Source organism: Tenacibaculum discolor, assembly GCF_003664185.1.
Lineage (GTDB): Bacteria > Bacteroidota > Bacteroidia > Flavobacteriales > Flavobacteriaceae > Polaribacter > Polaribacter discolor.
On the sequence record NZ_RCCS01000007.1, the window covers coordinates 15,441 to 30,204 of the forward strand.

Here is a 14,764-nt window from a genome sequence, read left to right on the forward strand (position 1 = left end):
AAAATAACTAACTTAGCGTTCTAATCAAACCGCATGTATAAAGAGCGCACGCTATCACAAAGAATAAACCTTTTTTTAAAAGGATTAATAATGGGAGGAGCTAATAAAGTACCAGGAGTTTCAGGTGGTATGGTGGCTTTTGTGATGGGGTTTTATGAAGAACTTATTTATACTTTTCAAAGAATCAACGGCAAAGCTTTTAAGCTGTTATTTAACGGACGTTTTAAAAGTTTCGCTAGTTATACCAACTTACAATTTTTAGTATGGGTAATGGCTGGAAGTATGTTTAGCTATTTCAGTGTGTCTCTTGTTTTAGATTACTTCTTAAGAAATTATCAATTATATGTATGGTCATGGTTCTTTGGAATGATTATAGGCTCTATTTACTATATATCAAAAGATTTCGGAGATTGGAAACCTAAAACTATTTTAGGATTACTTATTGGAGCTTCAGTTGGAATTTCTATTAGTTTTATGACACCAGCTACAGAAAATGATAATTTGTGGTTTGTGTTTTTGTGTGGAATTATAGGAGTTTCAGGAATGACATTACCAGGGCTTTCAGGCTCATTCATTCTTATATTACTAGGGAACTATGTACTGTTGTTGGTAGATAGTGTAAACGTGTTAGGAAGTGTAATCACAAACCTATTGTCTGGAAATTTTGAAGTTTTAAACGATCAAGTAAAAGTTCGTTACTTAAAGATAATAGGTGTTTTTACAGCAGGGTCAGCCTTTGGACTTGTATCTATTTCACATGTTTTAGGTTATGTATTAAAAAGATGGCATCAAATTGTAACAGCAATTATTATAGGTTTTATCACTGGATCGCTTGGAGTTGTTTGGCCATGGAAAGAAACTATTTATAAAAAACAGGAAGGTGTGTTTTTGCTTGATCAAAGCGGAAATAAAATTATAGAAAACTACCAGAGATTTATTCCCAATTTTAACAATCAAGAAACATGGATTTCAATAGGATTCATTATTATTGGAGTTGCATTAATATTAATTATTGATTTTTATGACCAAAAAAGAAAATAAGCATTTATATGCTTTAGTAGGAAAGAATATTTCGTACTCATTTTCTCGTGGATACTTTACCGAAAAGTTTGAAAAACTAGACTTAAAAAATCATGAGTATATCAATTTTGATATTCAATCAATACATGAGCTTCCTCAAAAAATAAAAGAAAATAAAAAACAGTTAAAAGGAATGAATGTAACAATTCCATATAAATTAGATGTTTTTAATTTTTTAGATAGAATAGATAAGAAAGCTTTAAAAGTAGGTGCAGTAAACACTATTAAAATAACTAAAAAAGGAAGATTAAAAGGGTATAATACTGATGTATATGGTTTTAAAAAATCATTAAAACCATTATTAAAAAAACGACATAAAAAAGCCTTGATATTAGGAACAGGAGGAGCGTCAAAAGCAGTAGCTTATGTACTTGAAGGTTTAGGGATAAAGTATAGATATGTTTCTAGAACCCCTGAAGGAAAAAAGCAAATTTCGTATCAAGATATTGATAAAGAACTTATAGAGTCATATACCGTTATTGTAAATTGTACCCCTTTAGGTACACACCCAAATGTGGAGAATTCTCCTGATATTCCATATGAGTTTTTATCAGATAAACATTTATTGTATGATTTAATATACAACCCACCAGAAACCACTTTTTTGAGAAAAGGGAGAGAGCAAGGAGCAACTATAAAAAATGGATTAGAGATGTTACAGCTTCAAGCAGAAAAAGCTTGGAAAATATGGAACGATAGCTAAAATTTTAAAAACTAAAATAAAATTTGCTATTCTCTAAGAATCCTTATCTTTATAATCTAAATCAAAGGAACTTAAACATTGTAGATATGTTAGAAAATAACGAAGAGAAAGTAGAAAAACCAATTACAGAAGAGCAAACGAAGACAAATAACGATACTGAAAATGCTGTTAATGAGGTTGAAAATGAAGTAGCTAATGAGTCTGAAAAAGCAGATGAAAAGCATGAAATTCCAATGCTAGACTACGCTTCGATGGAGTTAGAGAAATTGGTTGATGAATTAAAAAAACTGCTAAAAAGTCACCCAATACAACAACTAAAATCAAATGTAGATGCTATTAAAACAGCATTCAATTCAAAGTTTGGAGCTTTATTAGCAAAGAAAAAAGAAGCATTTTTAGCAGATGGAGGAAATTCTATAGACTTCCAGTTTTCTAGCCCAGTAAAAACAGAATATAATAATTTATTAGGTGAGTATAAAGCGAAACGCGATGCTTACTATTCTCAGTTAGAAAAACAACTAAAAGAAAATTTAGAGAGAAGGAATAATTTAATTGAAGAGTTAAAGACTTTGATTAAGGATGCTGACCCTAAAACGATGTATAACGATTTTCAAGAAATTCAAAATCGTTGGAAGAGTGTAGGAGCAGTGCCAAAAACAAAGTACAATGATACTTGGAGAACATACCATCATCATGTAGAACGTTTTTACGATTTACTACACTTAAATAAAGATTTTAGAGAGTTAGACTTCAAACATAATTTAGAAGAAAAACTACGATTAATAGAAAGAGCAGAAGCTTTAAGTGATGTAGAAGATGTTAATGTGGCTTTTAAAGAGTTACAAGAATTGCATCGTATGTGGAAGGAAGATATAGGACCTGTATCAAGAGAGCATAGAGAAGATGTTTGGGGTAGGTTTAGTGAAGCAACTAAGAAAATTCACGATAGACGCCATCAACACTACAGAGAGTTAAAGTCAAAACATCAAGAAATGATTGATGCTAAATTGGCTATAGCTGCAGAAATCAATGCGTACGACACATCAAACAATAAAACACACAACGACTGGCAAAAAAGTATCGCAGAAATAGAAAAGTTACGCAAAAAATACTTTGACATAGGTAAGTTACCTTACAGTAAAAGTGAGGCTGTATGGCAAGAGTTTAAAACAGCTACAAAAAAGTTTAACTCTGCAAAAAATGCTTTTTATAAGCAAGAAAAAAGTGCTCAAAACGAGAACTTAAAAAAGAAAATGGAATTGGTAGAGCTTGCTGAAAGCTTAAAAGATAGCGAAGACTGGAGCGAAACTACCAATACAATGAAACGCATTCAATCTGATTGGAAAAAAATAGGGCATGTGCCTAGAAAATTTTCTGACGATATTTGGAAGCGATTTAAGAATGCTTGTAATCATTATTTCGACAGGTTACACGCTCGTAAAAATGAAGAGAATAAAGAACAGTTAGCGGTAGTAGAAGCTAAAAAAGAATTTATAGAGCAAATTAAAACTGCTGAAATTTCTACAGAAGAAGATGTAGAAAAAACATTGGCAGATTGGAGAGCGCTAGGTGCTTTACCAAGAAATGCACGTTACTTAGACGAAAAATTCAATAAAGCAATGGATGCACATCTAGATAAATTAGACATGGGCAGAATTGATATTGAAATGATGAAGTTTAAAGGTGTTGTTGATACTTATTTAGCGCAAGAAGATTACAGAAAATTAGATAGTGAACAGTTCTTTATTAGAAAGAAAATAGATGAAACTGTACGCGAAATGCAACAGTTAGAAAACAACTTAAGCTTTATTTCAAACGCTACAGAAGATAACCCTTTAGTACAAAATGTTCGTAAGGGAATTCAAGACTTTAAAGACCAATTAGATCTTTGGCAAGAAAAACTAGACTACTTAAAAAGATTAGATTACTAAGATAATTTAGCAATCATAAAAAAACTCGAATCTTAAATGGTTCGAGTTTTTTTATGTTTATTTTTTAGCAAGTTGTTTGGCTATCATGAACTCAAAACTCAATAGAATAAGGATAATCAAGGTTTCAGCTAGAATATAAATCCACCCTAAATAAGTAATAGTTTTTAAATGATAGAGAGTAACTCCAACAGAAAAACAGCAATATAGTAGGTTTGCAACTGCGATTCCTTCTAAAAAAGACTTAAGATTATTGTGCTTTTTTCGATAACAGTAAAAATCATAGATAGCAAAGAGCAAAGGAAAAACCGCTAGAAAATAAAGAGTAGAAGGAGGGATTCCTATGATACTTTCAAATTTTACTAATACAATACCCAATAAAAAAGCAGATAAAACTGCTCCTAATCCATCAATAAAGAACAGCTTTTTAGGGTTAAGTGTAAAACTTTTTAATAACCGCTTAATCATAAAAAAGATAGAATGAAGTTTTTAAACGGATTTAGAGTTTACATAATAATTTTTGTCAACTTCAATAGAGTTTCCTTTAATAGTTTTTGTTTGCCAATTCTCAGTAGGGTTTATCAATTCAACCTTTCCATCAATAGTTACTTTTACTGGCATATTAAAACCTTTAACAACATTGTTCCAGCGATATTTTAAGGTGTTGTTTTTAATTGTATACTCAAACTCAGGAATCTTCACCGTACGTAAATATTGATCGAATACTTTACTTAAATCAATACCTGATTTTTCAATAATATATTGCTCGATTTCTTCAGTAGTTACTGTTTTATGGTAAAAATCAGCATTCAAACCACGTAAAATTTGACGCCACTTTTCATCATCATTTACCAATTGACGAATGGTATGTAACATATTTGCTCCCTTATAATACATATCACCTGAACCTTCATTGTTTACGTTATAATGACCAATAATTGGTTTATCATTTTGAATAGAACTTCGTGTTCCAATAACATATTCAGCAGACGCTTCTTTTCCGTAATAATAATCTAAGAACAAGTTTTCTGAATAAGCAGTAAAACTCTCATGAACCCACATATCGGCAATGTCTTTATCTGTTATATTATTTGCAAACCATTCATGACCAGATTCGTGAATAATAATGAAATCAAATTTCAAGCCCCAGCCAGTTCCAGATAAATCTCTACCTAAATATCCATTTTTATATTGATTTCCGTAAGTAACTGAACTTTGATGCTCCATTCCTAAGTACGGAACTTCTACTAGTTTAAAACCATCTTCATAAAAGGGATATTTACCAAACCAATGTTCAAAAGCTTTCATCATTTTAGGAGCATCTTTAAACTGCTTTTTGGCTTTTTTAAGATTGTCACGTAACACATAATAATTCATGTCTAACTCTCCATCTTCACCTTGGTATTTCTCAGAAAAATGTACATAATCCCCAATATTTACATTTACTCCATAGTTGTTAATTGGATTGTCTACGAACCAATGGTAGGTGGTTGTGTTATCATTGTGTTGTTCAATATTACGTAAACGCCCATTAGAAACATCCATTAAGTTTTTAGGTACACGAACACTAATCGCCATACTATCCACCTCGTCGTACATATGGTCTTTATTTGGCCACCAAACACTAGCTCCTAATCCTTGACATGAAGTAGCAACAAAATGATTTCCATTACTATCTTTTTTCCAAGAAAAACCACCATCCCAAGGAGCTCTAATCGCTTCTTTTGGGTTTCCTTCGTAATACACATCAACAGAATTTATAGCTCCTTCTTTTTGCGGAGATTTCAGTTGAATAAAATGTGCGTTACCTTCAGAAACAACTTTTAGCTCTTCATTATTTTGAATCGCTTTGGTAATTTTTAAAGGAGGTTGTAAATCTATTTGTAAAACTTGATGAGGTTTCAAAACTTTATATTGTACAGTGTTTTTTCCTTTAATAAATTTTTTATCAGGATTCACAGCTACATTAAGGTGGTAATATGTTAAGTCCCACCACGATCTTTCTAGAGTAATAGAACCACGCAAAGAATCTTGGCGTGTAAATGTTTCACTTTTAGAAAATAACGATGTGCTTTTTTGAGCAGTAGAAGAAGAACATCCAGCAATTAATATCGCCAAAGATGTCATAAAAACTGATAAAGAAAATGTTTTTTTATGCATAGTGTTTGTTCTTGATGGGATAAAACGCTAAGATAAGTTTTAAAGTTTTTTTATTGGAGGCAACTTTAAGATATTTGCTTAAAATTACAAGAATGTCAAAAATAGTTTTCATAACAGGAGCTTCTTCAGGAATAGGAAAATCAATTGCTACTTATTTACATGATAGAGGATTTAAAATTTACGGAACAAGTAGAAATCCTCAAAAAGTAAATGCTCCGTTTCAAATGGTAGCATTAGATGTAACTAATCAAGAATTGATAAAGAAAGCTGTAGAAGAAGTAATTACTGCTGAAGGAAAGATTGATGTGTTAATAAACAATGCAGGAAAAGGAATTACAGGCCCTATTGAAGATACTCCAACAGAAGAAATAAAAGATAATTTTAATACAAACTTCTTTGGAGTAATTGATGTAGTTAAAGAAGTATTACCTTATATGCGAAGGCAACAATCAGGAACGATTATTAATACAACATCAATCGCAGGGTACATGGGGTTACCTTTTAGAGGGATTTATTCTGCAAGTAAAGGAGCGTTAGAATTAGTAACAGAAGCGTTGAGTATGGAGGTAAAAAGCTTCGGAATTAAGGTTGTAAACGTAGCTCCAGGAGATTTTGCCACGAATATTGCTGCGGGAAGATACCATACACCTGTTTTTGAAAATTCTGCTTACAAAGAAAAATATGCTGAAAATTTAGCTTTAATGGATGCTCATGTTGATTCGGGAGCAGACCCAATACTTATGGCAGAAGCAATTTATAAAATCATTGAAAATAAGAATCCTAAAATTCACTATAAAGTTGGTGGATTTATGGAGAAATTTTCAATTGTATTAAAAAGAATCTTACCTGATAAAGTTTATGAAAAATTACTAATGAATCATTATAAATTGTAAATTCGCAGAAGATTAGTAATTAAAGAAAATTACGGCATAAAATATTGTTTTATGCGTTGTTTTAAAGAGAGTTGTACTCTCGTAGAATTCAAAAATTAGAACACAACTACATAATAAATATACAGATGAAATTTTTTATTGATACAGCTAACTTAGATCAAATTAGAGAAGCACAGGCTTTAGGTATTTTAGATGGGGTAACAACAAACCCGTCATTAATGGCTAAAGAAGGTATAACAGGAGAAGATAACATTATCAACCACTACAAAGCAATTTGCGAAATAGTAGAAGGAGATGTTTCTGCTGAGGTAATCTCTACTAATTTTGACGGAATGGTGAAGGAAGGAGAAGCGTTAGCTGCTTTAAACCCTCAAATCGTAGTAAAATTACCTATGATTAAAGATGGTATTAAAGCATGTAAATATTTTTCTGATAAAGGAATAAAAACCAATGTAACTCTGGTATTTTCAGCAGGTCAAGCATTATTGGCAGCAAAAGCAGGAGCAACATATGTGTCTCCGTTTATTGGTCGTTTAGATGATATTTCTACAGATGGTTTAAACCTAATCGCTGAAATTCGCCAAATTTTTGATAACTATGCTTTTGAAACAGAAATTTTAGCAGCTTCTGTGCGTCACACAATGCATATTATTGATTGTGCTAAGATTGGTGCTGATGTTATGACTGGACCTTTAAGTGCAATTGAAGGATTATTAAAGCACCCATTAACAGATATTGGTTTAGCTAAATTTTTAGCAGATTATAAAAAAGGAAACTAACCAACAAAGTAGGTTTTAGTATTTTGTTATTCCCGCGAAAGCGGGAATCTCATTTTTAAAAAGATATGTACCCAAAAAAAGAACTCGCACAATTAGTAGTTTCAGCATGTAATCAATTTAATATTGATACTGTTGTAATTTCACCAGGCTCTCGTAATGCACCGCTTACTGTTGGATTTTCAAATCATCCAGGAATAGAAGCACTAAGTGTAGTAGATGAGCGTTGTGCAGCCTTTTTTGCAATGGGAATAGCACAACAAAAGCAACAACCTGTAGCTATTGTATGTTCTTCAGGATCAGCTTTGTTGAATTATTATCCTGCAATAGCAGAAGCTTTTTATAGCAATATTCCATTAGTTGTAATTTCAGCAGATAGACCTAAGCATTTAATTGATATTGGTGACGGACAAACTATTCGTCAAGAAAATGTGTTTGAAAACCATATTTTGTTTTCGGCTAATTTGATTGAAGAAGAAAGTCAGTTAAAAAATAATATCAGTTTATTAATTGAAGCATTACAAACTTCAATCACTCAAAATGGACCAGTTCATATCAATGTTCCGTTTGATGAGCCTTTATATGAAACAGTAGAAGAACTAACATCTTTTGATTTTTCAAGTGTTATTGCGAGTAAAAAGAAGCAGTTTGTTGATTTAAACAAGTTAACTTCTATTTGGAATACTTCAACTAAAAAAATGATTTTGGTAGGAAGTAGCTTTCCAGATACTGAACTTCAAAAAATATTGAATGTGTATGCGGAAGATACCTCTGTTTTAGTGTTTACAGAAACAACATCAAACGTATACCATCCAAAATTTATTAATAGTATGGATAAATTAATATCTAAGTTAACTGAAGACGAGTATAAAGAACTGCAACCTGAAGTATTAGTTACTTTGGGAGGAATGGTAATATCAAAAAGAATAAAACAATTCTTACGAAAGTTACAGCCAAAACATCATTGGCATGTTGATGAGTTAAAGGCAATGGATACTTATCATTGTTTGTCTGAGTTTATACAAATAAAACCAGTTGCATTTTTAACAGAACTCTCACAGGAAAAGAAAAATGTAGATAGTGATTATCAAACAAGATGGCTGGAAGAGAAAAAACATAGAGCTATTAAGCATGAAGAATATTTGAAAAGTTGTGAATATTCGGATTTAAAATCTTTTGAGGTTATTTTAAATAATATTCCTGATAACTTACAAGTACAAATTAGTAATAGTTCTATAATCAGGTACTCGCAATTGTTTGATGTAAACTCTACGCTGCAAGTATTTTGCAACAGAGGAACAAGTGGAATTGATGGAAGCACAAGTACAGCTGTAGGAGCAGCATTTGCTTCAAAAAATCAAACAGTATTTATAACAGGAGATCTAAGTTTCTTTTATGATAGTAATGCGTTGTGGAATACCAATATACCGAAGAATTTTAGAATTATTATTTTAAACAATGCAGGAGGTGGAATTTTTAGGTACATACCAGGTCCATTAACAACAAATGCTACGAAGTATTTTGAGACACCACATGGTTTAAACGCTGAATATTTGTCAAAAATGTATGGTTTTGAATATGTTCAAGTAAAAGATTTAAAGAGCTTGCAAACAAGTTTGACTTCGTTTTATTCAGAATCGAATCAACCAAAAATAATGGAGGTTTTTACCCCAAAAGAAATAAATGATGTAGTTTTAAAAAACTATTTTAAAAACTTATAAGATGGAATTAAAAGAAGGTGATAAGGTAGATTTAGTAATTGGTGTTCAAACCGCTTTAGGTTACACCGTTTTGATTAATGAAGCTTATGAAGGTTTGCTATATAACAATGAAGTTTTTAGTGATGTAGAAGAAGGGATGCGAACAGTAGGGTATATTAAAAAGATACGTGAAGATGAGAAAATTGATGTATCACTGCGTCCTCAAGGATTTAAAAATGTAATTGATTCAGATATAGATAAAATACTTAAAAAGTTAGAAGAAAAAGGCTTTTTGTTATTAACAGATAAAAGCTCTCCTGAATCAATTAAATTTCACTTACAAATGAGTAAAAAAGCATTCAAGAGAGCTATTGGCAGCTTGTATAAGAGTAAAAAAATAGAATTACAAGAAGACAGAATAGTGTTAAAATAACCTATTCTTGTCCTTCTTTATCTTCAATAATTTCCTCGTCATTATTTTTAATTTCTTCTTTCTTTTTACTTCCCATTAAATCGTTTACACGTTTAATATTTTCGTAAAAAGCATTAGCATTAGGGTCAGAAGGATCCATTTTACCATAAGCAGCTTTGTAATAAAAATCAGCTTTTTCATAGTCTTTTCCTAACTCGTAATACTTACCTATGTAAAAATCACCCATGTGAGAATCAGGATACTTTATCATTACAAAATCACCTAAAACTCTAAGGTAATCACCATCTTGTCTGTCAATTACAATATCTTCAATAACAAAAATATCATCCAAACGAACATTTAAGTTAGAACCGTATAAATATTGAATATCTAAATATTTTTTCTCAACGTATTTAATAGCGTCTAAAGGAGCTAAATCTTTAACATTAGTTTCATATTCCTCTTTAGTAATCTTAGAATATAAACTAAACATTTGTGTAAAAGCTCTAGGAATGGTTTCTCCAATCATAGCTAAATAGCTAGGAGAAGAATCAAACTCATCAAAAATAACATTAAAGTTTTTAGCTTCATATGATGTTAACAAAGTTCTAATATCACTAAATCGATTATATTGTTTAGTATCAATATACTTTTTATTATTACTAGTGTACAAAAAGTAAGTGTTGTCTATAGAACCTAATCTGTTAAGAGAGTACGACTCCATTATTGCAGGAGCAAACTGAGGAAAATCAGGTGTAATACAGATATAAGAATTAAAAACAGGCTTTTCATCCTTTAAATAATGAGTGATAAAATTAGCAGCCTTTCCTTCACCAACAATTGTCATAAAAGGAGAAGTTCTAAAATTCCCTTCCATAAAAGGAATCAATTCATGTTTAATAAAATTAAAAAAATGTACACCAGTACTTGTTAAGGAATTATTAGAAGGTATAATAGAAATATCTTTTCCATAAGTACTCTTCATATCAATTCCTACTACAATTTGTCTTGGCGCTTTATCAACATTAGCATAAAGCTTAGCATTTCCCACATATAAATCAAAAAGGTACTCATCACCTAAAACAATAGCAAGAGGGTAGTTAGTAGTTTCGTCTACATCATATCCTTTAGGAAGGTAGATTTTTATGTTTCTATCTTTTCCTAACTCTTTCGAATTGACTTTTTGAGTAACAACTTTTTGAGAAAAAAGACTAGTACTAATTAATAAGGTAAATAATAAATATACTTGTTTCATATTGGGGTAAATTATATCGTTCAAATATAGAAAAGAAAAATAAAGTTATTATGTTATTTTTGTACAACTAAATAACGACAATATTTTAAAATTATGATACAACCAGACTGGAAAGTTGCCAAAGAGTACGAAGATATTACCTATAAAAAGTCACACAACGTTGCAAGAATAGCATTTAACAGACCAAATGTACGTAATGCGTTTCGACCAAAAACTACTTCAGAGTTATTAGATGCATTTCATGACGCACATGAAGATACTAATATTGGAGTTGTATTATTATCTGCTGAAGGACCATCAACTAAAGATGGAGTTTGGAGTTTTTGTTCCGGAGGAGATCAAAATGCACGTGGACACCAAGGATATGTTGGAGAAGACGGGTATCACCGATTAAATATTTTAGAAGTACAACGTTTAATTCGCTTTATGCCAAAAGCAGTAATTTGTGTTGTTCCAGGTTGGGCAGTAGGTGGAGGACACAGTTTACATGTAACTTGTGATTTAACCTTGGCGAGTAAAGAACATGCTATTTTTAAGCAAACAGATGCCGATGTTACTTCGTTTGATGCAGGTTACGGTTCAGCATATTTAGCTAAAATGGTGGGACAAAAAAAAGCTCGTGAAATCTTTTTCTTAGGAAGAAATTACTCAGCACAAGAAGCTTATGAAATGGGAATGGTAAATGCAGTAATTCCTCATGATGAATTAGAACAAACAGCTTTTGAGTGGGCACAAGAAATCTTAGCAAAATCACCAACCTCTATTAAAATGTTAAAGTTCGCAATGAATTTAACGGACGACGGAATGGTAGGACAACAAGTATTTGCAGGAGAAGTAACTCGTTTAGCATATATGACAGATGAAGCTAAAGAAGGACGTGATGCGTTTTTAGAAAAACGTAAGCCAAATTTCCCTAAAACTTGGATACCTTAAAATCAGTTATCAGTTATCAGTTGTGGATTGTCATTTCGAACGAATGTGAGAAATCTCTAAGTTAAACGTAAAACAAATCAACATTGAAAATAATTTGCATAGGGCGTAATTACGCAAAACATATAGAAGAATTAGCAAATGAAAGACCAGAAAACCCAGTGGTTTTCTTAAAGCCAGATTCGGCTATTCTTCCTAAGAAAATGCCATTTTTCATTCCACCATTTTCAAATGATATTCATTATGAGGTAGAAGTATTGGTAAAAATAAACAAAGTAGGAAAACATATTTCTCCAAAATTTGCACACAAGTATTACGACACTGTTGGATTAGGGATTGATTTTACAGCTCGTGATGTGCAAGCACAATGTAAAGAAAAAGGATTGCCTTGGGAAAAAGCAAAAGCTTTTGATGGTAGTGCTATTGTAGGAGAGTTTTTTCCAAAAGAAGATTTTGACTTAGAAAACTTATCTTTTCAATTACAGAAGAACGATGAGGTTGTACAAGATGGAAATACATCTAGTATGTTGTGGAAAATTGATGAATTGATTAGTTATGTGTCACAATATTTTACCTTAAAAAAAGGAGATATCATTTTTACAGGAACTCCTGCAGGAGTTGGGAAAGTAGCAGAAAATGATATTTTAACAGGAACTATTGAAGGAAAACAAGCTTTTCAAATAAAAGTAAAATAAAATATATCCCGCTTCGGCGGGATTCTTTTTTAGATATATAAATGAATGCAGAAATCATTACGATAGGAGATGAAATCCTTATCGGACAAATTGTAGATACCAATTCTCAATGGATTGGTCAAGAACTTAATAAAATTGGAATTTCGGTTTATCAAATCTCCTCAATTCAGGATGAAAAACAACACATATTAAATGCGCTAAAAGAAGCAGAAAGTAGAGCAGATATTGTGATAATAACTGGAGGATTAGGTCCTACCAGAGACGATATCACAAAAAAAACAATTGCTGAATATTTTCAAGATAATAAGATTGTTGAATATCCAGAGGTGGTCGATAATATTAAAAATTTATTCAAAAAAGTTAATCACCCGTTCAACGAAATTCAGAAGTACCAAGCACAGCTTCCATCAAAAGCAACATTATTAATGAATCGTTTAGGAACAGCACCTGGAATGTGGTTTTATGAAAACAATACGGTTTTTGTGTCACTTCCAGGAGTTCCTTATGAAATGAAAGGGTTAATGAAGTATAGTGTACTGCCTAAGTTGCAGTCTACTTTTAAATTACCATTTATTTCACATAGAACAATTATGACTGTTGGTACAGGTGAAACAATTATTGCTGAAAGAATTTCTGATTGGGAAGATAGTTTACCAGATTTTATAAAATTAGCATATTTACCATCTTACGGAAGTGTTCGTTTACGATTATCAGCTAAAGGAAATGATGAAGATTTGTTAACGAAAGAGATGGAGAAGCAAGTTGCTGCACTATATGAATTAATTCCTGAGATAATTGTAGGTGATGATAATGAAACCTCATTAGAAAAAGAGGTAGGAAAACTGTTAAAAAAATATGGTAAAACTGTAGCTACTGCAGAAAGTTTAACAGGAGGAAAGATAGCATCAACTATTGTTTCCGTTTCAGGGGCGTCATCCTATTTTATGGGTGGATTTGTTACTTATACAGCTGCGTTAAAACAACAACTACTTGGGGTTTCTAAAGAAACAATAGATAAGTTTACCGTTGTAAGTAAAGAGGTAGCAAAGGAAATGGCGAAAGGATGTTTAGAAAAATTACAAACAGATTTTGCTATTGCTGTAACTGGAAATGCAGGCCCAACAACCGATCATAATGACAAAAGTGTAGGTTTGGTGTATATTGGTATAGCAACGCAAAGTGGAGTGGAAGTTCACGAGTTTAATTTCGGGCAACCGAGAGAAAAGGTTATTAATAGAACGGTAACCAAATCTTTAGAACTACTACAGGCTGCCATATTAAAATAAATTAGTATTTTTGCCGCCGTTACGCTTCCAAATAGGTTAGATGCTGAACCTAGTTTTGAAAAGATTAAAATTAATTAAAAATTTAATCGAGAATATTTTTGTGCAGTAAATTAAAATGCATAAATTTGCACCTCGTTTAGAAATAACACTAAAAACTGTCAAGAAGATGTCTAGAGTTTGTGAATTAACAGGAAAAAAAGCGATGGTAGGTAATAATGTATCTCACGCTTTAAATAGAACTAAAAGAAGATTTAACGCTAATTTAATGACTAAGCGTTTCTATATTCCAGAAGAAGATAAATGGGTAACTTTAAAAGTATCTGCTTCTGCATTAAAAAATATTAATAAAAAAGGAATCTCTGCGGTTATTAAAGAAGCTAGAGAAAAAGGTTTCTTAACTAAATAATTCCTTACTAGATAAAATTTTAGAGAGATGGCAAAAAAAGGAAACAGAGTTCAAGTAATTTTAGAGTGTACTGAGCATAAAGCTTCTGGTCAACCAGGAACTTCTCGTTATATTACAACAAAGAACAAAAAGAATACTCCTGATAGAATGGAATTAAAGAAATTTAATCCAATCTTAAAGAAGATGACAGTTCATAAAGAAATTAAATAATAAGCTACGGCGTAAACTTTAATATAAAATGGCAAAGAAATCAGTAGCATCGTTACAAACAGGTTCGAAAAGATTAACCAAAGCTATCAAAATGGTAAAGTCTCCTAAATCTGGAGCTTACACATTTGTTGAAGCTATTATGGATCCATCACAAGTAAGTGACTTTTTAGCAAAAAAGTAATTCTTGTATACAGTTTAAAGAAAAGCTACTTTCATTAGAGAGTAGCTTTTTTTATATTTACACGTTGGTATTAACAACATAAGTATAAGTTGGGCGTTACCCTAGCGGGTCGGGCTTTCGGCAGTCGCTTCCCGAAGCATCGGGAGAGC

General features: G+C 31.6%; 16 protein-coding genes. 13 read left to right on the top strand and 3 right to left on the bottom strand.

Annotated elements, in window-relative coordinates; translation table 11 throughout:
* Positions 1–33 precede the first annotated feature (33 nt).
* The 3 genes from C8N27_RS08465 to C8N27_RS08475 all read left to right on the top strand — a co-directional run bounded on the left by C8N27_RS08465 (position 34) and on the right by C8N27_RS08475 (position 3,714).
* Positions 34–1,041: a DUF368 domain-containing protein gene (locus C8N27_RS08465; RefSeq protein WP_099216555.1), complete on the top strand. Its 1,008-nt coding sequence runs from the start codon at positions 34–36 to the stop codon at positions 1,039–1,041.
* Positions 1,022–1,783 (top strand): shikimate dehydrogenase family protein, encoded by a 762-nt coding sequence (locus C8N27_RS08470; protein WP_099216554.1) that lies wholly within the window; start codon positions 1,022–1,024, stop codon positions 1,781–1,783. Before C8N27_RS08465 ends, C8N27_RS08470 begins: the two co-directional genes overlap by 20 nt.
* Positions 1,784–1,869: 86 nt before the next feature.
* Positions 1,870–3,714: a DUF349 domain-containing protein gene (locus tag C8N27_RS08475; RefSeq protein WP_121147024.1), complete on the top strand. Its 1,845-nt coding sequence runs from the start codon at positions 1,870–1,872 to the stop codon at positions 3,712–3,714.
* 57 nt (positions 3,715–3,771) lie between these two features.
* Here the strand turns inward: C8N27_RS08475 and C8N27_RS08480 are convergent, their stop codons facing one another.
* The gene (locus C8N27_RS08480; protein ID WP_121147025.1) at positions 3,772–4,179 is read right to left on the bottom strand and encodes a hypothetical protein; all 408 of its coding nucleotides are present in this window, start codon (positions 4,177–4,179) and stop codon (positions 3,772–3,774) included.
* Between the two features lie 21 nt (positions 4,180–4,200).
* Positions 4,201–5,838, bottom strand: a complete 1,638-nt coding sequence (locus C8N27_RS08485) for a M1 family metallopeptidase (protein WP_121147318.1) — start codon at positions 5,836–5,838, stop codon at positions 4,201–4,203.
* Positions 5,839–5,963: 125 nt separating this feature from the next.
* On the opposite strand from C8N27_RS08485, the gene C8N27_RS08490 reads away from it, so the two are divergent.
* From C8N27_RS08490 to C8N27_RS08505, 4 genes are all read left to right on the top strand, one after another.
* Positions 5,964–6,764 carry an SDR family oxidoreductase gene (locus C8N27_RS08490; protein ID WP_121147026.1) on the top strand — a complete coding sequence of 267 codons (801 nt, stop codon included), beginning with the start codon at positions 5,964–5,966 and terminating at the stop codon, positions 6,762–6,764.
* A gap of 125 nt (positions 6,765–6,889) precedes the next feature.
* On the top strand, positions 6,890–7,543 hold the full coding sequence (gene fsa / locus C8N27_RS08495; protein ID WP_099216550.1) for a fructose-6-phosphate aldolase: 654 nt from the start codon (positions 6,890–6,892) through the stop codon (positions 7,541–7,543).
* A 65-nt stretch (positions 7,544–7,608) separates the two neighbouring features.
* Positions 7,609–9,261 (top strand): 2-succinyl-5-enolpyruvyl-6-hydroxy-3-cyclohexene-1-carboxylic-acid synthase, encoded by a 1,653-nt coding sequence (menD, locus tag C8N27_RS08500; RefSeq protein ID WP_121147027.1) that lies wholly within the window; start codon positions 7,609–7,611, stop codon positions 9,259–9,261.
* A 1-nt stretch (position 9,262) separates the two neighbouring features.
* Positions 9,263–9,673, top strand: a complete 411-nt coding sequence (locus C8N27_RS08505; protein WP_099216548.1) for a S1 RNA-binding domain-containing protein — start codon at positions 9,263–9,265, stop codon at positions 9,671–9,673.
* A gap of 1 nt (position 9,674) precedes the next feature.
* On the opposite strand, the gene C8N27_RS08510 is transcribed toward C8N27_RS08505, so the two are convergent.
* On the bottom strand, positions 9,675–10,907 hold the full coding sequence (locus tag C8N27_RS08510) for an alpha/beta hydrolase-fold protein (protein ID WP_121147028.1): 1,233 nt from the start codon (positions 10,905–10,907) through the stop codon (positions 9,675–9,677).
* Positions 10,908–11,000: 93 nt separating this feature from the next.
* Here C8N27_RS08510 and C8N27_RS08515 point away from each other — a divergent pair, with 93 nt between their 5' ends.
* The 6 genes from C8N27_RS08515 (at position 11,001) to C8N27_RS08540 (ending at position 14,615) form a co-directional block, all read left to right on the top strand.
* Positions 11,001–11,840 carry a 1,4-dihydroxy-2-naphthoyl-CoA synthase gene (locus tag C8N27_RS08515; protein ID WP_121147029.1) on the top strand — a complete coding sequence of 280 codons (840 nt, stop codon included), beginning with the start codon at positions 11,001–11,003 and terminating at the stop codon, positions 11,838–11,840.
* Positions 11,841–11,923: 83 nt separating this feature from the next.
* Entirely contained in the window at positions 11,924–12,532 is a 609-nt protein-coding gene (locus tag C8N27_RS08520) for a fumarylacetoacetate hydrolase family protein (RefSeq protein WP_099216545.1), read from the top strand.
* A 41-nt stretch (positions 12,533–12,573) separates the two neighbouring features.
* Positions 12,574–13,818, top strand: coding sequence for a competence/damage-inducible protein A (locus C8N27_RS08525; protein ID WP_121147030.1), 1,245 nt, complete (start codon positions 12,574–12,576; stop codon positions 13,816–13,818).
* A gap of 166 nt (positions 13,819–13,984) precedes the next feature.
* Positions 13,985–14,224, top strand: a complete 240-nt coding sequence (gene rpmB, locus C8N27_RS08530) for a 50S ribosomal protein L28 (RefSeq protein WP_047790661.1) — start codon at positions 13,985–13,987, stop codon at positions 14,222–14,224.
* 27 nt (positions 14,225–14,251) lie between these two features.
* Positions 14,252–14,434, top strand: coding sequence for a 50S ribosomal protein L33 (gene rpmG / locus C8N27_RS08535; protein ID WP_013070733.1), 183 nt, complete (start codon positions 14,252–14,254; stop codon positions 14,432–14,434).
* 28 nt (positions 14,435–14,462) lie between these two features.
* The gene (locus tag C8N27_RS08540) at positions 14,463–14,615 is read left to right on the top strand and encodes a DUF4295 domain-containing protein (protein ID WP_099216543.1); all 153 of its coding nucleotides are present in this window, start codon (positions 14,463–14,465) and stop codon (positions 14,613–14,615) included.
* Positions 14,616–14,764: the final 149 nt, after the last annotated feature.

Excerpts from the sequence above, each read along its gene's own strand:
- C8N27_RS08490 (WP_121147026.1), top strand. The coding sequence starts at position 5,964 with ATGTCAAAAATAGTTTTCATAACAGGAGCTTCTTCAGGAATAGGAAAA.
- C8N27_RS08515 (WP_121147029.1), top strand. The coding sequence starts at position 11,001 with ATGATACAACCAGACTGGAAAGTTGCCAAAGAGTACGAAGATATTACC.
- C8N27_RS08475 (WP_121147024.1), top strand. The coding sequence starts at position 1,870 with ATGTTAGAAAATAACGAAGAGAAAGTAGAAAAACCAATTACAGAAGAG.
- C8N27_RS08465 (WP_099216555.1), top strand. The coding sequence starts at position 34 with ATGTATAAAGAGCGCACGCTATCACAAAGAATAAACCTTTTTTTAAAA.
- C8N27_RS08540 (WP_099216543.1), top strand. The coding sequence starts at position 14,463 with ATGGCAAAGAAATCAGTAGCATCGTTACAAACAGGTTCGAAAAGATTA.
- C8N27_RS08510 (WP_121147028.1), bottom strand. The coding sequence starts at position 10,907 with ATGAAACAAGTATATTTATTATTTACCTTATTAATTAGTACTAGTCTT.
- C8N27_RS08505 (WP_099216548.1), top strand. The coding sequence starts at position 9,263 with ATGGAATTAAAAGAAGGTGATAAGGTAGATTTAGTAATTGGTGTTCAA.
- C8N27_RS08485 (WP_121147318.1), bottom strand. The coding sequence starts at position 5,838 with ATGACATCTTTGGCGATATTAATTGCTGGATGTTCTTCTTCTACTGCT.
- C8N27_RS08525 (WP_121147030.1), top strand. The coding sequence starts at position 12,574 with ATGAATGCAGAAATCATTACGATAGGAGATGAAATCCTTATCGGACAA.
- rpmG (WP_013070733.1), top strand. The coding sequence starts at position 14,252 with ATGGCAAAAAAAGGAAACAGAGTTCAAGTAATTTTAGAGTGTACTGAG.
- C8N27_RS08470 (WP_099216554.1), top strand. The coding sequence starts at position 1,022 with ATGACCAAAAAAGAAAATAAGCATTTATATGCTTTAGTAGGAAAGAAT.
- C8N27_RS08480 (WP_121147025.1), bottom strand. The coding sequence starts at position 4,179 with ATGATTAAGCGGTTATTAAAAAGTTTTACACTTAACCCTAAAAAGCTG.
- menD (WP_121147027.1), top strand. The coding sequence starts at position 7,609 with ATGTACCCAAAAAAAGAACTCGCACAATTAGTAGTTTCAGCATGTAAT.
- rpmB (WP_047790661.1), top strand. The coding sequence starts at position 13,985 with ATGTCTAGAGTTTGTGAATTAACAGGAAAAAAAGCGATGGTAGGTAAT.
- fsa (WP_099216550.1), top strand. The coding sequence starts at position 6,890 with ATGAAATTTTTTATTGATACAGCTAACTTAGATCAAATTAGAGAAGCA.